This window comes from Methanoregula sp. (genome assembly GCF_049518935.1).
GTDB lineage: Archaea > Halobacteriota > Methanomicrobia > Methanomicrobiales > Methanospirillaceae > Methanoregula.
The window spans coordinates 1-22,107 of record NZ_JBEKRH010000016.1 but is presented as its reverse complement, the minus strand read 5'-3'; the positions used below and the strand labels follow the sequence as shown (position 1 = coordinate 22,107).

The window sequence follows — 22,107 nt, the reverse complement described above, 5'->3', positions numbered from 1 at the left end:
TATCCACGAAGCACAGGTCAGGGGAATAGGGTCTCCTCCAGTCATCCGGTGATCTCTTTCTGTATACTTTTGAGCACTACCCGGATCAGGCCCAGCTGGGCCTCGGCTGTGGTAAAAATACAAAGATAGAGATCGCCACAGGGGGCAATGATGAACTTGTTATTCGCAGTCTCGAGGATCAGTTGATCAAGATTCCCGGTCTTCATCTCCTGCGTGATCTTAAGGCCGGCCCGCATGAAGTCTTCTGCCGATGCAGCGACATGCTCAAAATCCGCGTCCCCGATGGACTGGACGGGAAAACCTTCGAAAAAGGCAGAGACCGCAATCACGCCAGGCTGGCTGAGAATCTTCCGGAGCCGTGTCTCATCAAGGTATTCCGGGGGAACCGATGAGACCGGTGCCGCCTTTTGGGCACCGGCCTCTGCCGATGGCTGTTGTACAGGTTGCGGGGCAGGCTGTGGTTCGGCAGGAGAGGGGGCCGGCACTGAACCGGAGAGGAGGAGGTGCTCATCCCGGGAAATCCTGACGGCCAGGACAAATTCCGCGGTATCGTATCTCCTCAGGCTGAAAGTCTGGTCATCATTCCCGTCAGAATCCAGGGTCATGTGGGAGAGGGCTTCCTTTCCCCTGAACACACCGTTATCATTCCGGAAATAGGCTGATATCAGTTTCCCGTTTTCGGTAAGGATGAAACCGTGTCCTGATCCGGTTTCTATCTCGATCGCGCCGACAAAGGCCATCAGATCCCGGATAAACCCCTCATCCTGAGGGTTGGAAATGATACCGCCGTCGGTTCCTGCTGGAAACTTCATAAAAAAATGGGGTTAGAGGGCAGCGACGATTCGTTCTTTGTTCTTCTTCAGTTCGTACCGGATCCTTCCGACATTAGAGGTAGTATCCGCAACAATCGCAATGAGTTCGTCAGCCGACAACGGCGAGAGGATGATCGGCCCTTTCTCCAGTTCTACGAGCATCTGCGAGAGTTCGCCCTTACCCAGCGTATTGCCCATCGCTTCGGAAGTACCAAGACCTGTTGAAGCCATGGCTCCAAGGGCCTCGATATCGACTTTACCCGAGACTGCACTCTCGATAACGAACCCGTCCCTTCCCACGACGACCGCAGCTGATACCCCTTCTACCTTGAGAAATTCTTCCAATAATGGTTTCAGCATATGTGCACCACTTTATAAATTTATCTTTCTTGCGTTATTGCTATTAAAATGTTGGTTTTGATATTCCTCATTACCATGGTTGTATGGCAAAAATACCCCCCAATAAGACAACGATTCGGACCCACCGGGGGAGAAGCATATATACCCATCGGAATCTTCCGGTGCAAGCGCACATCCTTTTTATCCCGACCGGGCTGCATAAAAAGAAACTATATACAAGAATACCGCTAAATTAAACACAATGCAACTCCCGAGGGGTACATTTCGCGAAATCAAGAAGAATGAAACCGTAGAGAGCATTCTGCTTGAGCTCGAGCGGACGAAATTTTCCGGGATCTGCAGCATCTCTTCCGGCTCGAATATGGGGACCCTTGTGTTCAAGGCGGGCAAGTGTATCCTTGTCAAGTTCCAGGGAAAACAAGGGGATGCCGGGTGGGGTGAGCTGCAGAAAATTCTTGGCGATGAGGTAGATGCGGCACTCTCCTCGCTGGATGAGGCCCAGGTACAGCTCTCCCTGGAATTCAACAAAGCCTGCAAGATTGTAAAAGCAGGAAAAATCGGGCAATCCCAGCAGGCGCCGGCTCCCCTGCCCCGGCAGGAGCATCATGAGGCGGCCCAGCATGAGCCGGCAAAAAAGCCTCCGTCATCATCGCATTTTGCTGCCCCCGCAGCACCGGTAAAAGCTGCGTTAAAACCCGCAGCTGTACCGGCCGCACCAGCAGCGTCTGCTCCAAGACCCACCGCTCCGCAGAAAGTCCCCCCGGCGCCGGAACACAAGCCGCTTTCCGTCCCCACGCATACCGAATCCGCCACAAAGCCGGCATCGCAAATCCCCCCGTCGCAGAGGATGCCGGCACCAAAGGCAGAACCGCCACGGGGTATCCCGGGTGCGGACCAGCCTGCTCCGGATCAGGGAGCTTCCAGTTTTGATTCGGATATTGACACATTCGACACCATGGACCTGGAAAATGTCACGGATAAGATCCGGAATGACTGCAAGACCATGATCAAACAACTCCATCTGGAACACCTGATGGAGCGCTGACAACATCCCGCTACAGGAGTGGATCCATCATCGCCGTTTTACCTCCCGTTCCCGATTCCCTGCTGGTATACCTGATCATTGCGCTCGTGATCCTGACTGCAGCTGCTGTTGTGGTCCTTGTCCGGAGAAAAGGCAGATTGCCGGCACCTTCCGCTGAACGGAACATTCCGGGCATGCAGAAAGCGCAGAACCTGGATTACCGGCCCGGGATAAAACCTGTTCTCCCGGTATCGCCGAAATCCATCCCCCGTCAGGTACAGAAACCGGGCGTACTCCCGCGGCCCGGGGATACCAGTGTCACCGAGGGCATGATCGATATCACCACGAGCCTCCGCACCCTCACGGAAAAGTACTCCCTGGACCAGTTTACCATCGCTACGGCCGATGGGCTGGTATTTGCCTCCAGCGGGGGAGAGGATGCGCAGGACGATGCTGCACGGTTCGGCGAGATGTTCGCGAATGACCCGCTTACCGAAACTCCCGGGGTTGTGCTCTTCGGCCTGGATCACAAGGGCTCCGACCTGGTCGGGATTATCCGGACAAACCTCCGGATACCCGGAGATGTCACGAGTATGATTGAGAGAGATACAAAAGATATTTTAAACAAGTGGATATAACACGAATATGAGAAAAATCCAGTAATCTTATATAAACACAACGGGAATACGTATTACCACAGGGTGTTCAATGGTCAAGGTCTACACAATCGCTTCCGGAAAAGGTGGTACAGGAAAAACCACGGTTTCTGTTAACCTCGGAACAATGCTCGCCCAACTCGGCAAGGAGACATACCTGATGGATGCGGATATCGGTATGGCAAATGTAGGCCTTGTTCTTGGGCTCCAGGATGCACCGATCACCCTTCATGAGATCCTTGCAGGCAAGGGAAATATCAGCGACGCGATCTACGAAGGACCTGCGGGGCTCAAGGTAATCCCCAGCGGTATCTCACTCCAGGGATTCCAGCAGGCAGACCCGGACAAGATCCGGGACGTGATGAGCGAACTCGTCAAGCGCTGTGAATTCCTCCTCATCGATGCCCCTGCCGGCATCAGCAAGGACGGCGTCGTACCCCTTGCCGTCGCCGATGAAGTGATCCTTGTTGTCAACCCTGAACTCTCCTCCATTGTCGATGCCCTCAAGACCAAGATCCTGACCGAAGTTGTCGGCGGACACGTGCTGGGCTCCATCATCAACCGAGTGGACCAGGACAAAACCGATATCATCACAAAGAAGATGGAGAAGGTCCTTGGCGTCAAGGTCATCGGCATCATTCCGGAAGACTCCAATGTCCGCCGGGCCTCTTCTGCAAAAACGCCGATCGTGATCAAATTCCCCCAGTCCCCTGCGTCCAAGGCGATAAAGCGGATCGCCTCCGATCTTGTCGGTGTCGCCTACAAGGAAGAGAAGACAGTAGAGGTCAAGGAAGGGTTCATAGACCGGTTCAGCAAGGCACTCTTCAAGAAGAAGTCCGAGAAGTAATTTTTTTTATTCCTTTTTTTCACGTTAAAGATAAACCGGTTCGCGAATCTTTCCGCATCCATACCTGTTATCCCGCTGATTGCACGCATCGCCGTGCTGTAAACCCCGTATCTGTTCCCGGCCGGGAACAAGCATTAAAACAAGGGGGGCGATATTCCCGTTATTCGTACAGCCAGCTCAGGTCATCGAGCTCTTCAATCTGATCCAGGTTCACGTTCAGGTCGGCTGCCAGATCCACAGGTACAGCGATCCTGCCATGATTGCGGCAGATATCCGCACCTGAAAGGAAGACTGTCCGGGGGGGATCTCCAGAAGGGACCGGGGAAGGCTGCCGGTAGAGTACGGTATCGCGGAACGCACGGTCAACACCATCGCTGAACATGGAGTCGAGCACGTCCCTGCATGCCAGCTGGGTCTCAAACTGGGAGGGGAGAGGGGTTCCTGACTTCACCGAGATGGCAATCTCATCGAGCCGGGCAGTGACGAGATTGATGAGCATCTCAAGATCGTGCCTGCCACCGGACGAGAGGAAGAGGATGTTGAAATCGTCCGTATAGATCCACTGGGACTCACGGTCAGATGCCCGGGCATAGATGCGTTCAGTGATCGTCCAGCCACCTCGCTTGATCCTGAACTTCAGGAAGAACCAATCCGGTTTTCGTCCGGCCCTGACGGGAAAAATATTCTGGAAGACAAAGGTTTTCTCTCCGTTCTTACGCACTTCGTCAACCTCGATCTCAAAATACCGGGTTTCCTGGTGAGGGGGAGAGAGGACCCGGCTTTCGGTGGCCGGTGATACCAGTACCAGCGGGATCTCAATCTGGTTCCCGACATCTATAAGATAGGTATGCCGTGACTCGTTCCATGCAGTTCTGCAGCGCTCATAATGTACGATGCCGGTCACGCAGTCATTCCTTCCAGAGGCTGATACTTTTACCTGTACCCCTTTTAAAAGGGCAGGAATAGTATCTGCTCAATATAAATATTGGCTATTTTTTTATTAAATAGTTGTTGGAGCACAGCCCGGATCCTGCCGGTTCCGGCCGATCTATCACCCGGAAACCGGAAAACACGAGAAAACAGGGAAGTTGTTGCAGAAACAAGGTACGGGGAAATCCGCGATGTACCGGGTGCGGGGTGCTGGCAGCAGTCTCCTGCCCGGGCTTCCCGGCGTTTTAAAAAACAGGCTCAGGCTTTCTTTGCAGCCATCTTGATCTGGTCAAGGGTCTTTTCCCTGATATGCATAAAAACGCCAATCAGTTCGTGCTTGTCATCTTTGACCGGGCGGATCGTGACACCGGCTTTCCTGCTTTTGCCGGCCTTTGTTACCACGGCGGTATTGAATTCATGGGTTACCACGAGCATCTGTTTAACCACCTCGGGAACGGGATCGGGAACCTCCTCCCCGGTCTGGTCGTTGACGATCATCATGAGCTCACGCCAGTGGTGCATCAGGATCTGGTTCTCGGGGAGATCAAGGAACCGGACCGTATAAGGATTATAGAAGACGATCCGGCCTTTCGTGTCCATGACGAGGAGGGTGTCGAGACTGGCCATAAGTTTCTTGGGTTCACCTATGGGGTAGGCGTCCAGGTATTTCTTCCGGATACTGTGGTTGTACAGGGCCATCTCCACGTTCGATGAGAGGTCCTTGTCGGTGAACGGTTTGAGGATATAGCCAAGCGGCTGGGCGTGCTTTGCCCGCTCGATCAGCTTGTCGTCGGCAAGGGCGGTTAAGAAGACAATCGGGTACTGGAAGAGCTGGAAGATATACCGGGCTGCCGCAACGCCGTCCATCTGGCCCGCGAGACTGATATCCATCAGAACAAGGTCGGGTTCCAGTTCCGCAGCCTTGACAATCGCTTCTTCCCCGGAACTGATCCTGCCGACAACGCTGTACCCGCGGCGTTCCAGCATCGTGGTGATCAGGTTGCAGATGATATCGTCATCTTCGACAATGAGGATGCGGGGGATGGGAGCCATAGGATTCCGGTTATCTCGTATGCGTAAAAATAGGACGAGGTGCTATTTAAAAATAGGTTTATTCAGGTTTGTTGGTGATCGTGAAGACACAGTGCTCGTCACCCTTGGACTTGCACTTTGCCTCTTTTGCCTGTACCCGGATCCCGAACGAACCTTCGATGATACCGGCAAGGAGGCCGGCCGTGCAGTAGCAGACGTTCTTGCCAGTGCTGCCGAAGGATTCCGATTCCACCGTATGGGAGAGGTAGATCTGCTTGGTCTTGGTCTTCTCGTCCCACTCCTCCTTGATCACGTTGAACCAGCCCATCTGGGAATAGAAGGTGAAAGCCATGTCGGAGAGCGTCTTCGGGTTCGTGATGCCCATCTTCTTGTAGTGTTCCACATTCTCCTTGCCCATGTCCATGTAGGCGCGGTAATTCACCCCGCTTGCCGGTGCTTCTCCCATGGTCTTTTTTAAGGAATTTGTCATGGACGTGAAGATAAACCGGGGCATCATGACCACCGGCTCGTCGATCAGCTGGATCGTGCCTTCGAGAGGTTTGTGCTCGATGAACTCGGTGATCGCGGAGTCTCCCTTGACCACGGCTTCTGCCTTGAACTTCCAGCTCGGCTCGACCTGGTCGCAGACAAACTCACAGTACTCATCGCCCTTCGCGTGGCAGGTCTTCTCGAGAGCAAACCATGGCTTACCGGTCACTGCCATGAGGACCCCCTCGATCCATCCCTGGTGGATACCGCAGACTGCCATGTTCCAGTCCTTGAGCACTACGGACTCGAAGGTCTGCTTGGTGCGGAGGATGATCCGCTTGTCGCTTGCCTCCACGAGTTCAAAGGGGGCGCCCCATCCCTGCTGGTGCTGGAGCTTGAAGACCAGCATCAGGAATTCCGCGGGCTTTAAGTCCATGCCAAGTTTCTTTAACAGGTTGTTGAGCCCTACTGACCCGGCCCCGACCGAACGGAAGAGTTTGCGCACTGCTTTTACTGCGAGTTTCTTGTTGAGGTTTGCCTCATACATCTCGTATATTGCCCTGATGAGATAATTCGGGTTACTGGCCGTTTTGACCCCAAATACTGAGTACGAACCGGCAAGAGGGTCGAGCTCGATGTACGGGGCGATGGTCTTGTCGCCTTTTATGAGCGCCTCGAAGTCTTCACGTCCGATCTTCATAAAGCATTGTTCTGTCATTATCCAATTAAAGTGTTTCGTCTTATGTTTCCTGACGGGGTTCGCAGGATTTGCGGCAGAAAAGAAAAACAGACCTGATACAGGGTATTAAAGTTCGAGTATATTTTTTGGATTTGTTTCATTGAATTTTATCCGGAACGAGGTGATCATCTGGCTGCGGTCCTGCACTATGCAGTCGTAATCGCCAAATAATACCTTGAACCCCACGCTGCCGTCATCGGTGGTCACATCGCTCCCGACAATCTTGCCGTCCCTGCGGATCGAGACCCGGATACCGTTCTGCGGCTCGTGATCCCGCTGGATAACGAGGGTGAGTACCCCCATGCCCTGGCTTTTCATGCCAATCTCCGGCAGGACGTAATTGATGCTCATTCTCAGGTGTGACTTCTCAAAGATCCTGCATCCCATCACCACGGCCTCGACAATATCCGGTTTCACCTCGCAGAGCACGAATTTTTCATGGCCGGTTATCATCATGACCGCCTTGTCACCATAGAGCTCCCCCTTCTCGTCGATATAAATCGCCCCCTCGGGTTCGCCGCTGATCAGGGCGAGGTACAACTCTTTCCCGGATTCTTTTGCCACGGCAATACCACTGACGCTGCCTGCCTTGGCAAAACTGAACATGTCAGGAAGTGTGAAAGTCCCCAGATACTGTGAGCCTTTGAGGATATTTTCAATCAGGTCCTTTATTTTCATGAGATCAGTTTGTCCTGCATTTGATCCGGCCTGACCCTCATCGGGTGACCGCGATCTGTACTCATGGGAATATGGGATAGAGGGGAATATATATTTACGGTACCGGGTGCCGGGGAGAACCGGTTTTTTTGAGCGCACTTTAGCGCCATGCATAAGTTCTCCAAAAAAGAATGTATATAGGATTTATGGAGATCTTCTACCCCATGGTGATCTCGGCGGTCGCTGTCCTCGCCACCCTGATCTATACCTCATACCTGGATATCCGTGACCGGAGGGTACCGTTCATCCACTGGCTCCCGATGCTGGCTGTGGGCATCATCTGCACCTCCGTCCTGCTCTGGCAGACAACGGCAAATGCAAGTCTCGTGACCGGGTACCTCGCCCTCGTCGCAAGCTTCCTCTACGCGGACTACCTGGACAACCGGGGCAGGACGGATTCCCTTGGGCTCACCGGGTATTATGCGAAATCCCGGATGTTCTGGTATCTCGTCCCTGTGATCGCTCTGCCGGTGCTCTCATGGTTTGTGCTCACGCCATCGGTGAACTCCCAGATCATCCCCTGGTTTATGATGTTTGCGGGTATCTTTGCCTATGCCACCTATATGGAATACAAGGGCGTCCCGGAGGAAACGCCCCGTAAGAAGCAGAAGCGGAAAAACCAGGAGCCTGCGGTTGCTGACGTGAAGGATACGATCAGCCGCTGGTACTTCGTGCTGGTCATCATGATCTTCGCAATCGTCTCGGCCCTGATGCTCTTCAGCGCCAGTGCCGGGGCCAAACCCGCCTGGGGCCAGCCTGCCATCCTGATCCTGCTGCTGTCGGTCTTCTGCGGCGTCTTCTACATCTTTGGCAGGATGAACCTCTTTGGCGGGGCGGATGCCTGGGCACTGATATTCATGTCATTCTGCGTACCCACGTTCCCCTTTGCCCCCCTCCTCGGGATACCTCCTCTGGGCTTCCTCTCCTTTTCGGTCCTGATCAATGCACTGCTGCTGAACCTCGCGGCGCCGATAGGAATCTTCATCATCAACATCGCCCGGGGGAACCGTGCCCCGCTGATGTACATGTTCTTTGGCTTCCCGGTCAAGGGTGCGGAGATCCAGAAGGAATGGGGCTTTGTGATGGAGGACTTCGGAGAAACGAACGGGAAAATCTCCCGGAAGTTCATCGGGTTCTTCGATTCACTCCGGCGCATGTACTCCGGGGAGGACCGGGTCTATACCAAGGATCTCCGGGAGCACCCGGAGGATTTTGCCGATGAGCTCGCTATGTACAAAAAGGCCGGTACCGTCTGGATCTCGTACGCGGTGCCGTTCATCATCCCTATCACTGCGGGATTTGTCACCGCGGTAGTCTTTGGCGATTTCCTGCTCACGATCATGAAAATTTTCACCGGAGGAATTTAGATGCTGGCGCTGAAGTATGACAACGGGCTGATCCCGGTGATCGTGCAGGATGCACAGACCCGGGAGATCCTGATGATGGCGTATGCGAACGAGGAAGCGATCCGGCTCACGAACGAGACCGGTTTTGCCCATTATTACAGCCGGAGCAGGAAGAAGCTCTGGAAGAAAGGTGAGGAGAGCGGCCACTTCCAGAAGGTCCTGCGGATCCTCTCCGACTGTGACGAGGACTGCCTCATCTACGAGGTGCAGCAGACCGGCGCGGCGTGCCACACCGGCTACATGTCCTGTTTTTACCGGACGCTGGACGGTACCGTCACCGGCTTGAAAGTCTTCGATCCGGAAAAAGTTTACAAAAAGCCGGGCCATTAACCCTGGCTGGTTTTTACTCCTGCATATTCAGGTCCGGAATCCGTGCGTTACAACCTTCACCGGCCTCTCCTGGCCGGATGGTACCTGGTTATCAGTCCCGTTCCATTTTTTGCATAGCCCGTTCTGCACCCGCCCCATGGGGGGATGATTCCCGTTGACAACCTGTATGGTACAGTCCTCATGAATGCAGGGAGTTTACCGGGTGATTCCCCCTGCGGGTAAACCCGTACAAGTATTCAGAGGCATTAAGGCAGGCAATACTCCGGCAGGAGAGGGCACTGTCCTTCCGGCAGGGCAGGCCCGGCATGGCACGGTTCGCCCGGGATCTTCCCGGCCAGGTCGAGCAGGCAGAAGAATGCAGCCGCCTCCACCGGATCGGTGAAGAGCACCAGGTCCGTATCCGTGCACTGCTCCAGGATATCCGTAATCCGCTTCCCATAGGACTGGTCATGGATCTTCAGTGCCCGGGTGGTCTTCTTCCAGCGGAAGATAAGCGGGTCAAGGTCTTTCCTTCGCATCACATCACCGGATGTACGTGACACCAGCAGGGGGATTAAGATCGGGCTGGCGGGGGGTGAAAGTGACCGGGGCTGCACGTACCGGGATGGCACCGGCAGACCTGTCCCGGTAATGCAGGCATTCCACAATGCTCATTATGCAGGAATACAAAAACCGGCATGTGTGATACAACCGTCATCTGTGCTAAAATCCAGACGCCGCAAATCAACCTTTTTCCTAAAAATAATGGCGGGGATCATCATCATCATCATAGGGCTCTGGCTGATGATCGTCTTTGGCTTCCCGGCCTTCGAGCACTGGATCTACCTCAGGTTCTTCCTGATCTGCGCCATGGGGTTTGCGTTCCTCGGGATCACGTACCTGCTCAGAACCTGACCGGCCCGGTGTTGTCGCATTCCCTGTACGCAGCTGCACCTGACAAAAACGATCTCCCGGGGGCCACCCGGGGATATTATACCGGGCCGAACCCTGCGCCGGGTGCCGCGGGGTACCAGGGGATCGGGTATCCCGCCTGCTCACGGGAGTTTCTGGATATCGAGGTCCCAGAGGCCGTATTTCTGCCGGAGGTACCCGAACTGATTGTAGTTGATCGCATCCAGTGTCATCATTGTGCCGTTCCAGGTCGCACTGTTGATCACGGCATCGAAGGACCGGGCATCAGTATACTCCTCGCCAATCTGGTCGAAAGACTCCCCGTCGGAGATCTTGATGATATCGGGTGTTGAAGTCAGTTTCCCGACATCCACGTAGGTCCCGTTGCTGTAGGTCATGATTGACGGTTCCGTGGTCTCGACAAAACAGTACCCGGACCCGTTGTAGCTGTACTGTACCGGGCACTTGAGACCGAGCGCCATGTGGTGCTCGGGATAATACAGGAACAGGGCAGTCCCGTAGCCCATCTCCGAAAGGACATACGCCATCAGGATTGACTTGTCGTCACATTTTCCCATATCGTAATGGAGGACCTCGTACGGGTAGAGGGTCCGGGGGGTCAGGGCATAGGGGATGTGCTGGATCAGGCTCACCGCGATCCGGACCCGTTCTTCCGGCAGCTCGCTCCGGTCATGGATGTTCAGAATAAAGTCCGCAAGGTATTTTTTCTGCACGGGATCGCTGACATACTGCCGGTAGTACGGCCCGAGGGTAGCCGGGTTGTAAAAATCCGTGGGCCGGTCGGGGTATTGGTTCTGGAGGTAGTCCACAACGCCGTCATACGTATCGAGGTAGAGGAATTGAGACCGTGTCCGTATCGCATACGGGTAAGCCTGTTTCTTTGGCCCGGTCTCCAGGGTCGCAGCCCCGGGGAGCGTGACGTTTGGCGTGACAGCTGCGGCTGGCAGCGGGGGGGTTATTGTAACGTTCTCAGGTACCAGTGTGGGCGTGGTCGTGACTTCGATCACCGTCACCGATGACGTCCGGGGGGTCGTTGGCGTTGTCAGCGAGGTGTTGTTACCGGGGGCAAGGCACCCGGCGATCAGGAGCGCCGATACCATAAGCGCAAGAATTGCGGCACCGACTGGTGTTGACACACTTGTTATGTGGAAGAAAATGGTATAAAAAGGCACTTTCCAGGGTTCCCGGGGCCACACAGGAACAAAAAGGCCGAACCATTATCCCGGTGCAGGAAAAAGGTTTATCCGGATTTTCACCGGTCCCGGCACCGGGAACAGGACACCCGGGTGACCCGTTGATGGTGCTGTACGTCCCATACAGTTCACCGTCTCCGGTTCTTTTGCCCGTCATGAATCAGGAATAGGTTGATTCAAGTACCGTCTTCTCGTACCCGCTGCTGAAAACCGCTACCACGACAACGGAATCCGGGCCGGCATGACCGGGGTAATTCCCCGATGCACCCAGCCGTGGATCCAGGATCCATGCATCACGGCCGTTCACCATTACCCGCAGTTTCGAGATATCTCCCTGCACGCAGGTCATTTCCATGAGATGGAGCTGGATAGTGTTTCCGGATACCTTCTGCCCGGTGATCGCGATAATGCACTGGGGCATGGTCGGCGCCGGGGTCACATTTTGTGCCGGGGCCGGCGGGGTGTTGCCGGGGGGTAGCGAGGGGAGGTAGAAGACGAACAGGGCAAGCATAAGAACGGCTGCAACAAACCCGGCAACAACAAAGATCGTGCGGGACCTGCCAGTCTGCGTAAGGGAGGCCCGGCAGACAGGACAGACCGGACGGCCTGCAGGTACCGATGCACCACAGTTCGGGCACCGGTTCTGCGGTTGCTGATATGATGGTGACCGGGACGTGGAGGACTCCGGTTCGGAGAAGTGGTGACCGCAATAGGGGCAGACTTCGTTTTTCAGATCGGTCTGTTCCCTGCACCTGGGACATTTCTTGAGATCGAGCATCGTGTTACCTGCGGTTCCGGATTCGCTTGTACCAATGGTGGAGGACGGATAGTATAATTTTTCGTTCCGGTATCCGGACCAGGGACGGGCCGGGATAAGGGATGAAAGAAAAAAAGTTCAGGCCGTGCCGGCTGCATCGTACAGCTGGCAGATGTACCGGGCCTCGAAGATCGAGATCGGGGCAAGGAAGATAAGCTCCACGATGATGCCGAGGATCGGGATGAGCCCGAAGATGCAGAGGACCAGGGCGATGACGAACTGCGCAATGACCAGGACGATCATGGCGAGGATATACGTACCCCAGCCGATCTTCCCGATGGTGGCAAGGATCGCACCGAAGTTGAAGGCCTCGCCCATGCTGCCGGTCCGTGCGAACCGGACAATGCCGATGGTGGCAAGCAGGCTGGTGATGATCGCTACCACAAGGAATATGAGAAGCCCGATAAGCGCACCACCGATGAACCCCATAGCCGCCCCAGAGTTACCACTGGCAATAGCGGCAATGAGCGAACCCAGGGTGAGAAGCAGGATGATCAGGCAGGGAATTGCCCAGACGAATGCAACGATGATGTACTTGATCCCGTCAATAATGAGCGTACCCCAGCCGGTCACTTCCGGAGCGGGTTTCTCGCCCCGGAACACCTTCAGGGTATATCCCATCAGGGGGATGGTGAGGAGGACCGTCGCGATGATCAGGAGGAGCCACTGTTTCCACTTACCTACCACTGCGTCCTTTGCATAGGCAAAGGAGTCGCCAAGCATGTTTCCGAAATCCATGGTATCACCTGTAAACTACTATGATATGGGATGTTTGGACCGGATATTATAAAAATCCCGCAGGATTGGATCTGACATGAGAACCAGGGGCACCGGAATAAACCCGGCATTCCTGAATACATTTTAGTTCAGCAAACCCGGAGGTTCCCCGGGGAAAAAAGGATTCCCGAAAAAAGATGCGGGGGGATCAGAGTTCCCTGTTGTGAGAATGGTGCGGTCCCTTCGGCGGCCTTCTCTTCAGGATATACACGATGGCAATACAACCTATTGCAACAAGTACCACCAGGATCACCGGGAGCAGCCCGGAAGAGTCACCGGAGGATGCAGCAGGTGCAGTTGTGGTCTCCGTTGTGACCGGAACCTGGTCGGCAGGAGAAGCCGCAGAAGTACCCGGGGTTACCGGCTGCGTTGTCGGTACGGTGGTAATCGTTACCGTGGGAATTGCCGTGACGGCAATGTAGTTACTTGACGTGATAGTCTGGCTTCCCCCGCTGTTGGTCGCCGTCAGGGTTACCGTGAAACTGCCTCCGCTGAGGTAGACATGCGACGGGTTCTGGTCCGTTGATGTGCTGCCGTCACCGAAATTCCAGGCCCATGACGTGGGGGAGTTTGTTGACGTGTCGGTGAACCGGACCGTGAGGGGGAGGGTTCCCGTTGTCCCATCGGAAGTGAACGAGGCAACAGGAATGGCGATCGCCGAAACATTGATGTACTTCGCACTGGTTGTGGAGTTGGACCCGACGGTGTTGGAGACGGTCAGCACTACGGTATAGGACCCGGCACGGGTATACCCGTAAACGGGATTCTGTACGGATGACGTGTTGCCGTCACCGAAGTACCAGTACCAGGTAGAAGGGGCATTTCCCGAGGTGTCATTGAACTGGACGTACAGGGGAACCGTTCCTGTGGTGATATTTGACGAGAATGAGGCGATGGGGGCGGCGAGGGTAGTGGTGATGTAACCGGATCGTGTCGCCGTGGAACTGCCGGCACTGTTCGATGCTGTCAGGGTGACCGTGTAGGTTCCCACGGAGTTGTAGGTATGCACGGGGTTCTGCTGCAGGGAAGTATACCCGTCACCAAAGGACCAGACCCACGTGGTCGGGCTGTTGGTGGAGGTATCGATGAACTGCACGGACAGGGGCGTTGTGCCGGAAGTCTTTGTTGCAGAAAAGGATGCGCCCGGTGTGGTGGATGCAGCGGCCACCGTAATAAATGCATCTTTCGAGATCGTTGCGCTGCCGGCCGAGTTCGTGGCGGTCAGCGTCACCGTGAACGTTCCGGTTGTCGTATAGGTGTGCGAGGGATTCTGGGCGGCGGAGGTCCCGCCGTCGCCAAAGGACCAGGCCCATGACGTGGGGGAGCTGCTGGAGGAATCTACGAACTGGACGGAAAGAGGCTGGCTCCCGGCCGAGATGTTCGAGACGAACGCGGCCACGGGCTTATCCGCCACCTTGGTGGTAGTGATATACCCGGCCTGGGTGACGGTATTGCTGCCATCGGCATTCGTGACCGTCAGGGTAACGGTGTAGGTACCGATCCCGGTATACTGGTGGACCGGGGACTCGCCAGTCGAAGTCCATCCATCGCCAAAGGACCAGACCCAGCCGGTAGGAGTGTTGGTGGAGGTATCGATGAACTGCACAGACAGGGGTGCAGATCCGCTTGTGATATTCGAAGTAAACAATGCTGCCGGTGAGGTTGCGCCGGCTGCGGCCGTCAGGAAGAGGAATGACGCGGCCAGGGTCAAAAGGAGCCACAGGGAATTGCGTTTCATGGTATTCATCCAGATATAAAATCATGGTATCCATCCCGATATTAAAGCCTGCTGGACCGGTCGTATCACCAGATGGGGAGCTGGCCCGGTGAACCACGTCTTGTGCGGGGAGATTTTTATAATCGGGACTTACCGGCAGTGAATTAATCCCGGGGCCGGATGAATAATCGAACAGGAGGCTAAATCATAGCGCCAAAGTCACGCGATACAGGGAACGTGTTTTACCATTCAAATACTTTCCGGGAGAAAATGATACCCGGTTTCCGGGCATTTCCGCAGATTTTAAGGCAATTTTGGCCAAAGCAATTGATTCAAAACGTTTTAATGCTTTGAGAAAAGATTTATGCATGTAAAATTACGGAGAGAGATTTATGGAGAAAGCAACTTTTGGTCTTGATGAGAACATTGCATCGGCGTTAACGTATGTACTCGGATTCATCACCGGTATCATCTTCTTCCTCGTAGAGAAGGAGAACAAGACGGTCAGGTTCAACGCAGCACAGTCAATCATTGTGTTCGTTGGCCTGTTCATTGTGTATATTGTGATCATGGTTCTCGCCTTCATCATCCCGTTCATCGGCATCCTCATGCTCCTGGTCTGGCTCGTTGAACTCATTCTCTGGATCCTGCTCATCATCAAGTCATACCAGGGCGAGAAGTTCAAGCTCCCGGTTGTCGGCGACATGGCCGAATCCTGGGTATAATTTTTTCTGGATTAGTGATCCATTTCATCACTTAATCTTCTTCGCCGGCTGACGGTATTTTGTATCCGGGGGTGTCACTCTCTACCCCCGGGGATCGGTGGTTCCAGGTAAGTCCGAAAGGGACGGGATCCGGATTCTTATTACATTTTTCCCGGCCGGATTCCGGGTTGCATTGTCATACGGGGCAATGGGACGGGTAGTTCTGATCTTCACCCGGGTCCGGCACGAAACCGGCAAGGTGCGTGGCCACCCGGCTTCCCCGATCAGTACGTTTAATACGACCCTGGACAGAATGTCCCGCATGGTACTCAAAGAGCAGATTATGGACGTAATCGGGGGGCCCCATCCCACCGCCGTCGCAACGCTTGACGGGAAGCTGCCTGCAGTCCGGTTCATGGTGCTTGCCGGCTTTCCCGACATGACCCTTGTCGGGGCAACGATGAAATCCTCAAAGAAGGTCGGGCAGCTGAAGAAGAATCCCGACGCGGCCCTCTCCACATGGTCGGGAAAGGAGTTCTCCGACCCGTATGTCGAGATCCAGGCAAAAGGGAAAATCCACGAGGATGTAGCTACGAAGAAGAAATACTGGAACCCGATGTTCGAACAGTTCTTCAAGACGCCCGAGAATCCCGATTTTGTCGTGCTCGTGTTCACAGCGAACGAGATCACGTACCACGGGAAGAACATGGCAAGCCTGGAAGTCTGGAAGCGCTAAGGCGCTTCCAAAAGTAAACTTCCGGAAACGGTGAGACAGTTCTCAATTTCTTTTTTGTGAGGCGAGGAGCAAAGAAGTCGCTGGCACAGGAGGAACGTGACCAGGATCTTCACGTACTTCCGGTTCACCCGGGTCCGTTTCCGGGGTCCGTTGTCACCGGAGGGAACGAGAGGGGGTTAAGGTTCCTCCCTATACCCCCGGGGAATCTTCAGAAGAGGCATCCACCACTGCGTCCCGTGCATGCCATGCAAAGAATACCGCAGCAAAACTTGAGTGCCGCTGCGAGGAGAAAAGTCGCCTGGAACCCGTCAGCTATCGTCGGCATCGGGACCGTGAACGGATCGTGTAATTGCGCCGCGGCCTCCGCGGTAAGCAGGGTTTCAGAGAATGCAATCTGGAAGATCACGATCCCGAGGATGATACCGGTATTGCCAAGTGCTTTCATGACACCGGATGCAGCTCCTTTCATATGCGTGGGGCTGTGATCCAGGACCAGTTTTATAGATCCAGCGCCAAGTGAGGATAACCCGATTGATCCGGGATCGCAGGTTAGCTAAAAATTCCCAAAATATATGAAGCCTGATCCCTTATGAAAAAATATTTTTTTTCAGATCTGCTGATAGATCTTATCTCTTGATGGAGGGTAGATCAGTCCGGTTATAACGTCGCAGGGGGAGTTTCTGTTTTCCGGGGAGACCGTACCTCCCGTATGATCAGGTAGAGCACGTCAACGAGATACCCGAACATGGGCAGGATCGCAAGAATTGCCCAGACCGGCGCAAGCATCTTCTGTTCTTTTGCGTCCTTCCAGATAAGATATGCAATGAGCACTTGTACTATCCAGACGGCGAACATCAGGATTGGCCCGACGAACGAGTGTGTATGATACATCATATACGGCGGCATTGTACGTTATACGTTACATAACGTTATATGCTTTCAGTTACTGACAAGGAGCGCCCGGGTCCGCGTGCGGCGGTGAGACGTCATCACATTCGCCCGGATTCTACAGGATTCCAAGGCGGTGATAATCACGCTGACAAGGGGGGAGGAAATTTCAGGTATCGGGAAACTGCCGGAAAAAAAAGAAATTTGTTGTAATGGGAAGTCTTCATCCGGTGCATAATCACCGCGAACAACAGGAGATAATTTCCTGCCGCCTCCCCATGACCCGGTCCTGCCATATTATACGGGCAGTGCATGGGCAATGGCCTGGAGAATCGCGATGATGATGTTAAGGAACAGGTTCCAGTCAAACATTTTTCGCTCACCTCCTTTGAGGTTATACCAGAGTGTGCTAATCATTAGCACAATAGCTTTCCGGTTATAGATTCTATACCCATATAGGGATGGATAGAGAAGAGACGCATCCGTTTCCCTGCAGGAACATTTTTCCGGACGGACAATAATGGCGATTGAGTGAAAAAAATTTCTGCAGTTATTCCCGGTTCCGCCCTGCAGTAACGGACACATCAGGCCGGCAGCTGATTGTAGATGATCGCGACGGGTAACTCCCCCGTTCCGGCCCGGATTACCCCGGTCCCGCCTGCGCCGGTGGGCCGTCGGCACATGCTCCTGCCGGGCCGGGTGCCAGGGGTGAACCGGGGGCCCGGCATCGCATCACGGAACACCGGGACGTGAACGTGTTGAGTTTTGGCCGACAAATCGTTTATTATATAATAGCAAACGGTCCCTTGTGGACGACGACCGGCGAATTTACCTGCAGCTGATTGCAGTTTCACTGTCGTACATTATCATTGCCTGCATAATTGCCTGCGTAATGCAAAAGATCGATACCGGAGGATGGGCGGGGGTTGATGCCGAAAGGTTTCATGAGATGGCCCGGATGATCATCAACGGCTTTGCACCCTATGTCAGTTTTGTCGATCCCAAACCGCCCCTTCTCTTCTTCGTTGTTGCAGCAATGGATCTGGTGCAGCCGCCGGGTCTGCTTGACACCCCCGTAATAACCCTGATCAATATAATCTGTGCCCTCCTGGTTTTTTATATCGGGAACAAAGACTATGGTTATATTTCGGGTTTTTCTGCCGGTCTTCTCTACCTTGTTGTGGCCGCATTCACTCAGGGGTATTTCCTGTTCAGTGAACAGTTTGCAGTCCTGTTTCTCCTGCTGGCCCTTGTCTCCGCACGAAAATCACAGTACATGTATGCAGGGATCTGTATCGGCCTTGCATTTGGATTCAAGCAATATGCCCTCCTTGGTTTTATTCCATTGATTTACCTGATGTGGGCACAGGGGGATCGCCGGTTCCAATACCTGATCATACCTGCGATCGCCACAGGTATGGTTATGTTTGGCGTGCTGCTGTTCGTTTACGGCACTACAACGATGATGAGTGCCCTGAACTGGACATTCGGTGTGGGACCCGCCTATATCACCGGGCAGACAATCGCAGATATTCCCAACTATCACACGGACGACCTGTTTTCCTATGCAATAAGCCTTATTTCCAGTATTTTTGTTGTGCTTCCCGTAGTCCTGTTTTCCGGAGCGAGTGTTGTCCGGAGAGGACTTGGATCGCCATCGGAACGTGCGATTTTTATTTTTATTTTCGTCTTGTCAGGAACACTTCTTATCCGCCAGTACCTGCATTATTGGATCCTGGTTCTTCCTTTCCTAGTAATACTTGCATGCAGGGAATTTGCCGATAAAAAAGAATGAATATTATTCCTGTTCCATCGAGAGAGAATTCAGGAAATTCCGGAATGTATGTGTAGAGTGTATCCAACGGATCCGCCTGGGGTGGTGGGCCGTCGGCACTTTTGCCCGCGAGGGGATTGCCAGGCTGCGATACGGAAGGGCGTTGCCAAGAGGACGGAGATGATCAAGAATTGTCCTGGTTCCTGCAAACAGAGAGGTCCAAATCCGGTTCCCCAAACACGTGGTGCGGGTTATTGTTATCCCACATTTCGCAGCCCGTCACTTCTGATATCACTTTTCAAAGAGGGGGATGGCGGACTCGTACGTGGATCCCGGTTTTTTGTCAGGGAAGACCTTGTGAAAAACGCCAGTATAATGCACACCCGGTATCTTCACCGGGACAGGTTTTTTCCACAAAATTCTGACAGCCACTTCCACAGGGGGATACCAGTTTTGCTGACCCTTTCGGTTGTTTTTCAGATTCTCCGGCCATACATCAACCTCTCATTTTGTTACTCCGCGTCGCTATTTCAGGGTATAGGTTTACTGCAGATTGCATCCCACTGCTTTTAGTATTACCATTCTCTGAAAACTGGAAAAATGGTGGGCTTGATGGGCCGGGCATTGCAAGGGGCCGGGTGGAAAGGGCGGAGCCTGAGGACCCCCGGACCGGCAAACGGATCTCATAATCCGATCCTGAAGAAATCCCGGGGGATAATAATCTCGAACCGTGCACCCGTGCCGGGATCGCCCGTCTCGCGAATCGAGAGCCCGGTGATGCCAAGGATCTCCCGGCTGAGGAAGAGGCCGAACCCGGTATGCTTATAGAACTCGCGCCGGAAGATTGCCTCCTTCTGCCCGGAAGGGACACCACACCCATCGTCCTCGCAGATGAGAACCGCCGAATCCCCGGACAGGTAATACGAGAACCGGATCCTGGTCATTCCCTGCGCGTGGCGCAATGCGTTCTCGACGAGGTTGTAGAACACCTTTTCGAACAGCGGATCGGCATAGACCATCAGGTTGCAGACATCGGTTTCCAGCACGACCTTCCCCAGCGGAAGGGAAGCGGTTGCGTCCCGTACGGTCTTCTCAACATCGAACCACTGGGCCGATGATACACCGATATCCTGATAATCCCGGGTAAATTGGATCTGGTTGCGGATAGTTTCAGTGACCTTTTCACCGGTTGAAATATATTCAAGGAACTCTGGGTTGGTGATTGACTCCTTCATCAGCTCGAGATAAAACCCAAGTGCCATGAGCTGGTTAAGGATATCGTGCCTTGTGATGCTCTGGAGCAGGTTCAGCTTCTTGTTTGCCAGCGAGAGGGCAAGGGCATACCGGTTCAGCTCCGCATCGTGGTACTGCATCTCCATCTCGAAGACCTTCCGCTCGGTGATATCCTCACAGAAGCCCTCGATCTGTTCGAGAGAATGGTCGGCCGCGTACTGCAGCTTCGCGGTGATCATGACCCGGATCTCCGAACCATCATTGCGGACCAGCGGCACTTCGATGTTCGTCAGCGCGTCCCGGATAAACAGATCATGCCTGATGGACGAGATATCTTCCGATGGGGGGAAGAAGGTCCGTGCGTGGGTGCCGATAATCTCGTCTGCGGACCCGTACCCGAGCATCAGTGCGAGGTTCCGGTTTGCAAACACGACGGGGTGGCCGGGCGCCGGGGAGAGGCGGAAAACACCAAGAGGGATGCTCTCGATGAGATTTGAAAACTCTTTCGGGGCCCTGACCAGAGCGTCAGGTCCCGGATCCTCTGCGTTCCCCGGTTTCATCCTTTATTGGATATTGGTATACGTATGATATTCAACCTTCCTAAAAAATGTAAAATTTTTCCGGATTTTACAGGGGGGCCATGATCTTCAACCCGGTCCCGCGTTCGCCGGCGGGCTATCGGCAGGTGCACTCGTCAGGGGGGATTGCACCGCCGGTGTGGCGAAGGGCGTTGCCACAGCGCTGATGAGTAGGGAGAGAACCTCTCCCACAAAGGCTGTGGGCCTGCGGTATCGGGGAATGCCGACAAGGGAATGAACCAGGGGAGTGGGGGAGGGAACCCAATCCGAGAGTTTATCGTCCCTCAGCGGGATCTAAAGGTATATGAAAGGCTCATCGGTTTTCATGGTAATTATGGCAGTCGTCGTCCTGATGACTGCGCTGAGTGGTTGTACGAGTACCAACAACCCGCCGGTTGTTCAGGTTGAGAGCACCCCGGCGGTAACGTATACTCCGGCGCCAACCCCTGCATTTACCACCATGCCGACATCCGCACCCGTTCCGACACCGGATACGGCGGCAATTGCGGATAAGGCATTTGCCGGTGCGGCAGAAGCATGTTCCGCCGCTACCCCCGTCATCTCCGATGTAACCTCCCAGCTGGCATTTACCACCTGCATGCAGAATACCCCGGACCCGAAGGATGTGTGTGCGGTGAACTACAAGTATAACGTCCTCAAGGCTACAAAAGATGACCCTACCACTGCGGGATATTCAAGAGAGAACAAGAGAATTCCGCTGATACGGGACGCATACAGCAGGAATTTGTCCTACAATACCATGACCGATACGGTCGAGGCGTGCAGCCAGCAGCCCCTGGGCGTCCCGATCTGAGGTACCCGGGCATTCAGGCACGGCGTGAGGGGATCCCGGGCAGGGATTACCCGGACTGCGATACGGAAGGGCGTTGCTAAGCGCCAGGTTCTGGACGCTGGAAGTGTATACAACTCCCCGGAATTTCCAGAAGTGAGAGGAGATCAGGAGATCTCCGTCTTTTTCCGGTAATCCGCGATGAGCCGGTAGCCAACAACAGCGACACCGGTTATCAGAAGAAGCGCGATGACAGCAATGAGCACAATGCACCAGTCAGGACCTGTTGCAGTGCATGCGACCTGTTCAGCATCCATACTATTCTGTCAGACGGAAATGACATAACATTGGTGTTGAGTGAAAAAAAATCTGCAGTGATACTGACAGTTATTCCCTAAGGCTCCGCCTTTGAGGGGGGCCGTCAGGGCTTGCTCCTGTCGAGGGGGATTGCCCGGGCTGCGATACGAGCGTGCGTTGCAGAAAGCCGAAGGAAACGGAGGGGGCAAGCCGAAAGCCTGGAATTATTTTTACTAAAAAACAGAACGTGAACGTGTCGAGTTTTGGCCGATAAGACGTTTATTATATAACAACAAAATCCATCTTGCGGACAACCGGGGGTTGTGCCGTAAAAGTGAAAGGACGGGTT

The 22,107-nt window shown here is 54.2% G+C and carries 26 protein-coding genes; 10 read left to right on the top strand and 16 right to left on the bottom strand.

Translation table 11 applies throughout. The annotated features are described in order from the left end of the window. Positions 1-41: 41 nt before the first annotated feature. Both ABSE13_RS09880 and ABSE13_RS09875 read right to left on the bottom strand, forming a co-directional pair. The gene (locus ABSE13_RS09880) at positions 42-812 is read right to left on the bottom strand and encodes a roadblock/LC7 domain-containing protein (protein ID WP_424028356.1); all 771 of its coding nucleotides are present in this window, start codon (positions 810-812) and stop codon (positions 42-44) included. Between the two features lie 12 nt (positions 813-824). After that, on the bottom strand, positions 825-1,172 hold the full coding sequence (locus tag ABSE13_RS09875) for a roadblock/LC7 domain-containing protein (protein ID WP_424028355.1): 348 nt from the start codon (positions 1,170-1,172) through the stop codon (positions 825-827). Between the two features lie 241 nt (positions 1,173-1,413). On the opposite strand from ABSE13_RS09875, the gene ABSE13_RS09870 reads away from it, so the two are divergent. From ABSE13_RS09870 to minD, 3 genes are all read left to right on the top strand, one after another. After that, a complete protein-coding gene (locus tag ABSE13_RS09870) occupies positions 1,414-2,217 on the top strand; it encodes a hypothetical protein (RefSeq protein ID WP_424028354.1) in 804 nt (267 codons plus the stop codon). An 86-nt stretch (positions 2,218-2,303) separates the two neighbouring features. Then, on the top strand, positions 2,304-2,834 hold the full coding sequence (locus tag ABSE13_RS09865) for a hypothetical protein (RefSeq protein ID WP_424028353.1): 531 nt from the start codon (positions 2,304-2,306) through the stop codon (positions 2,832-2,834). 70 nt (positions 2,835-2,904) lie between these two features. Continuing rightward, entirely contained in the window at positions 2,905-3,699 is a 795-nt protein-coding gene (minD, locus tag ABSE13_RS09860; RefSeq protein ID WP_424028352.1) for a cell division ATPase MinD, read from the top strand. Between the two features lie 160 nt (positions 3,700-3,859). Here the strand turns inward: minD and ABSE13_RS09855 are convergent, their stop codons facing one another. The 4 genes from ABSE13_RS09855 to ABSE13_RS09840 form a co-directional block, all read right to left on the bottom strand. Continuing rightward, the gene (locus ABSE13_RS09855; RefSeq protein WP_424028351.1) at positions 3,860-4,603 is read right to left on the bottom strand and encodes a hypothetical protein; all 744 of its coding nucleotides are present in this window, start codon (positions 4,601-4,603) and stop codon (positions 3,860-3,862) included. 284 nt (positions 4,604-4,887) lie between these two features. Next, positions 4,888-5,682 (bottom strand): response regulator, encoded by a 795-nt coding sequence (locus ABSE13_RS09850; protein WP_424028350.1) that lies wholly within the window; start codon positions 5,680-5,682, stop codon positions 4,888-4,890. Between the two features lie 58 nt (positions 5,683-5,740). Further along, positions 5,741-6,850: a V4R domain-containing protein gene (locus ABSE13_RS09845; RefSeq protein WP_424028349.1), complete on the bottom strand. Its 1,110-nt coding sequence runs from the start codon at positions 6,848-6,850 to the stop codon at positions 5,741-5,743. Positions 6,851-6,955: 105 nt separating this feature from the next. Further along, on the bottom strand, positions 6,956-7,567 hold the full coding sequence (locus tag ABSE13_RS09840) for a hypothetical protein (protein ID WP_424028348.1): 612 nt from the start codon (positions 7,565-7,567) through the stop codon (positions 6,956-6,958). A gap of 170 nt (positions 7,568-7,737) precedes the next feature. On the opposite strand from ABSE13_RS09840, the gene ABSE13_RS09835 reads away from it, so the two are divergent. Together ABSE13_RS09835 and hisI are read left to right on the top strand one after the other, a co-directional pair. Further along, positions 7,738-8,973, top strand: a complete 1,236-nt coding sequence (locus ABSE13_RS09835) for an A24 family peptidase C-terminal domain-containing protein (protein WP_424028347.1) — start codon at positions 7,738-7,740, stop codon at positions 8,971-8,973. Then, positions 8,974-9,342: a phosphoribosyl-AMP cyclohydrolase gene (hisI, locus tag ABSE13_RS09830; RefSeq protein ID WP_424028346.1), complete on the top strand. Its 369-nt coding sequence runs from the start codon at positions 8,974-8,976 to the stop codon at positions 9,340-9,342. It begins immediately after the preceding gene. Positions 9,343-9,587: 245 nt separating this feature from the next. Here the strand turns inward: hisI and ABSE13_RS09825 are convergent, their stop codons facing one another. Beyond that, a complete protein-coding gene (locus ABSE13_RS09825) occupies positions 9,588-9,860 on the bottom strand; it encodes a hypothetical protein (RefSeq protein ID WP_424028345.1) in 273 nt (90 codons plus the stop codon). 4 nt (positions 9,861-9,864) lie between these two features. Beyond that, on the bottom strand, positions 9,865-9,996 hold the full coding sequence (locus ABSE13_RS09820; RefSeq protein ID WP_424028344.1) for a hypothetical protein: 132 nt from the start codon (positions 9,994-9,996) through the stop codon (positions 9,865-9,867). Positions 9,997-10,086: 90 nt separating this feature from the next. On the opposite strand from ABSE13_RS09820, the gene ABSE13_RS09815 reads away from it, so the two are divergent. Next, positions 10,087-10,236 (top strand): hypothetical protein, encoded by a 150-nt coding sequence (locus ABSE13_RS09815; protein WP_424028376.1) that lies wholly within the window; start codon positions 10,087-10,089, stop codon positions 10,234-10,236. A gap of 140 nt (positions 10,237-10,376) precedes the next feature. Here ABSE13_RS09815 and ABSE13_RS09810 read toward each other — a convergent pair whose 3' ends face one another. The 4 genes from ABSE13_RS09810 to ABSE13_RS09795 form a co-directional block, all read right to left on the bottom strand. Then, positions 10,377-11,390 (bottom strand): hypothetical protein, encoded by a 1,014-nt coding sequence (locus ABSE13_RS09810; RefSeq protein ID WP_424028343.1) that lies wholly within the window; start codon positions 11,388-11,390, stop codon positions 10,377-10,379. A 217-nt stretch (positions 11,391-11,607) separates the two neighbouring features. Further along, on the bottom strand, positions 11,608-12,225 hold the full coding sequence (locus ABSE13_RS09805; RefSeq protein WP_424028342.1) for a double zinc ribbon domain-containing protein: 618 nt from the start codon (positions 12,223-12,225) through the stop codon (positions 11,608-11,610). A gap of 117 nt (positions 12,226-12,342) precedes the next feature. Continuing rightward, positions 12,343-13,002 (bottom strand): DUF4013 domain-containing protein, encoded by a 660-nt coding sequence (locus tag ABSE13_RS09800; protein ID WP_424028341.1) that lies wholly within the window; start codon positions 13,000-13,002, stop codon positions 12,343-12,345. Between the two features lie 187 nt (positions 13,003-13,189). After that, complete coding sequence (locus tag ABSE13_RS09795; RefSeq protein WP_424028340.1) at positions 13,190-14,779, bottom strand: PKD domain-containing protein; 1,590 nt, start codon at positions 14,777-14,779, stop codon at positions 13,190-13,192. Positions 14,780-15,150: 371 nt separating this feature from the next. On the opposite strand from ABSE13_RS09795, the gene ABSE13_RS09790 reads away from it, so the two are divergent. After that, complete coding sequence (locus ABSE13_RS09790) at positions 15,151-15,483, top strand: DUF4870 domain-containing protein (protein WP_424028339.1); 333 nt, start codon at positions 15,151-15,153, stop codon at positions 15,481-15,483. 187 nt (positions 15,484-15,670) lie between these two features. Next, positions 15,671-16,198 carry a pyridoxamine 5'-phosphate oxidase family protein gene (locus ABSE13_RS09785; RefSeq protein WP_424028338.1) on the top strand — a complete coding sequence of 176 codons (528 nt, stop codon included), beginning with the start codon at positions 15,671-15,673 and terminating at the stop codon, positions 16,196-16,198. Between the two features lie 208 nt (positions 16,199-16,406). On the opposite strand, the gene ABSE13_RS09780 is transcribed toward ABSE13_RS09785, so the two are convergent. Both ABSE13_RS09780 and ABSE13_RS09775 read right to left on the bottom strand, forming a co-directional pair. Further along, complete coding sequence (locus ABSE13_RS09780) at positions 16,407-16,667, bottom strand: hypothetical protein (RefSeq protein ID WP_424028337.1); 261 nt, start codon at positions 16,665-16,667, stop codon at positions 16,407-16,409. A 188-nt stretch (positions 16,668-16,855) separates the two neighbouring features. Then, positions 16,856-17,092: a hypothetical protein gene (locus ABSE13_RS09775; RefSeq protein WP_424028336.1), complete on the bottom strand. Its 237-nt coding sequence runs from the start codon at positions 17,090-17,092 to the stop codon at positions 16,856-16,858. Positions 17,093-17,894: 802 nt separating this feature from the next. Here ABSE13_RS09775 and ABSE13_RS09770 point away from each other — a divergent pair. Next, the gene (locus ABSE13_RS09770; RefSeq protein WP_424028335.1) at positions 17,895-18,881 is read left to right on the top strand and encodes a hypothetical protein; all 987 of its coding nucleotides are present in this window, start codon (positions 17,895-17,897) and stop codon (positions 18,879-18,881) included. Between the two features lie 662 nt (positions 18,882-19,543). On the opposite strand, the gene ABSE13_RS09765 is transcribed toward ABSE13_RS09770, so the two are convergent. Further along, a complete protein-coding gene (locus tag ABSE13_RS09765; protein ID WP_424028334.1) occupies positions 19,544-20,653 on the bottom strand; it encodes a PAS domain-containing sensor histidine kinase in 1,110 nt (369 codons plus the stop codon). Between the two features lie 352 nt (positions 20,654-21,005). Here ABSE13_RS09765 and ABSE13_RS09760 point away from each other — a divergent pair, with 352 nt between their 5' ends. Then, on the top strand, positions 21,006-21,485 hold the full coding sequence (locus tag ABSE13_RS09760; protein WP_424028333.1) for a hypothetical protein: 480 nt from the start codon (positions 21,006-21,008) through the stop codon (positions 21,483-21,485). 143 nt (positions 21,486-21,628) lie between these two features. On the opposite strand, the gene ABSE13_RS09755 is transcribed toward ABSE13_RS09760, so the two are convergent. Beyond that, positions 21,629-21,778 (bottom strand): hypothetical protein, encoded by a 150-nt coding sequence (locus ABSE13_RS09755; protein ID WP_424028332.1) that lies wholly within the window; start codon positions 21,776-21,778, stop codon positions 21,629-21,631. Positions 21,779-22,107 lie beyond the last annotated feature (329 nt).

What these genes read in the sequence shown, in the direction of transcription:
- ABSE13_RS09850 (WP_424028350.1), bottom strand. Translation starts at nt 5,682, where the DNA reads ATGGCTCCCATCCCCCGCATCCTCATTGTCGAAGATGACGATATCATC.
- ABSE13_RS09780 (WP_424028337.1), bottom strand. Translation starts at nt 16,667, where the DNA reads ATGAAAGGAGCTGCATCCGGTGTCATGAAAGCACTTGGCAATACCGGT.
- ABSE13_RS09880 (WP_424028356.1), bottom strand. Translation starts at nt 812, where the DNA reads ATGAAGTTTCCAGCAGGAACCGACGGCGGTATCATTTCCAACCCTCAG.
- ABSE13_RS09870 (WP_424028354.1), top strand. Translation starts at nt 1,414, where the DNA reads ATGCAACTCCCGAGGGGTACATTTCGCGAAATCAAGAAGAATGAAACC.
- ABSE13_RS09760 (WP_424028333.1), top strand. Translation starts at nt 21,006, where the DNA reads ATGGCAGTCGTCGTCCTGATGACTGCGCTGAGTGGTTGTACGAGTACC.
- ABSE13_RS09835 (WP_424028347.1), top strand. Translation starts at nt 7,738, where the DNA reads ATGTATATAGGATTTATGGAGATCTTCTACCCCATGGTGATCTCGGCG.
- ABSE13_RS09840 (WP_424028348.1), bottom strand. Translation starts at nt 7,567, where the DNA reads ATGAAAATAAAGGACCTGATTGAAAATATCCTCAAAGGCTCACAGTAT.
- ABSE13_RS09825 (WP_424028345.1), bottom strand. Translation starts at nt 9,860, where the DNA reads ATGCGAAGGAAAGACCTTGACCCGCTTATCTTCCGCTGGAAGAAGACC.
- hisI (WP_424028346.1), top strand. Translation starts at nt 8,974, where the DNA reads ATGCTGGCGCTGAAGTATGACAACGGGCTGATCCCGGTGATCGTGCAG.
- ABSE13_RS09785 (WP_424028338.1), top strand. Translation starts at nt 15,671, where the DNA reads ATGGGACGGGTAGTTCTGATCTTCACCCGGGTCCGGCACGAAACCGGC.
- ABSE13_RS09820 (WP_424028344.1), bottom strand. Translation starts at nt 9,996, where the DNA reads ATGAGCATTGTGGAATGCCTGCATTACCGGGACAGGTCTGCCGGTGCC.
- ABSE13_RS09875 (WP_424028355.1), bottom strand. Translation starts at nt 1,172, where the DNA reads ATGCTGAAACCATTATTGGAAGAATTTCTCAAGGTAGAAGGGGTATCA.
- ABSE13_RS09805 (WP_424028342.1), bottom strand. Translation starts at nt 12,225, where the DNA reads ATGCTCGATCTCAAGAAATGTCCCAGGTGCAGGGAACAGACCGATCTG.
- ABSE13_RS09790 (WP_424028339.1), top strand. Translation starts at nt 15,151, where the DNA reads ATGGAGAAAGCAACTTTTGGTCTTGATGAGAACATTGCATCGGCGTTA.
- ABSE13_RS09800 (WP_424028341.1), bottom strand. Translation starts at nt 13,002, where the DNA reads ATGGATTTCGGAAACATGCTTGGCGACTCCTTTGCCTATGCAAAGGAC.
- ABSE13_RS09775 (WP_424028336.1), bottom strand. Translation starts at nt 17,092, where the DNA reads ATGATGTATCATACACACTCGTTCGTCGGGCCAATCCTGATGTTCGCC.
- minD (WP_424028352.1), top strand. Translation starts at nt 2,905, where the DNA reads ATGGTCAAGGTCTACACAATCGCTTCCGGAAAAGGTGGTACAGGAAAA.
- ABSE13_RS09795 (WP_424028340.1), bottom strand. Translation starts at nt 14,779, where the DNA reads ATGAAACGCAATTCCCTGTGGCTCCTTTTGACCCTGGCCGCGTCATTC.
- ABSE13_RS09845 (WP_424028349.1), bottom strand. Translation starts at nt 6,850, where the DNA reads ATGAAGATCGGACGTGAAGACTTCGAGGCGCTCATAAAAGGCGACAAG.
- ABSE13_RS09755 (WP_424028332.1), bottom strand. Translation starts at nt 21,778, where the DNA reads ATGGATGCTGAACAGGTCGCATGCACTGCAACAGGTCCTGACTGGTGC.
- ABSE13_RS09765 (WP_424028334.1), bottom strand. Translation starts at nt 20,653, where the DNA reads ATGAAACCGGGGAACGCAGAGGATCCGGGACCTGACGCTCTGGTCAGG.
- ABSE13_RS09815 (WP_424028376.1), top strand. Translation starts at nt 10,087, where the DNA reads ATGGCGGGGATCATCATCATCATCATAGGGCTCTGGCTGATGATCGTC.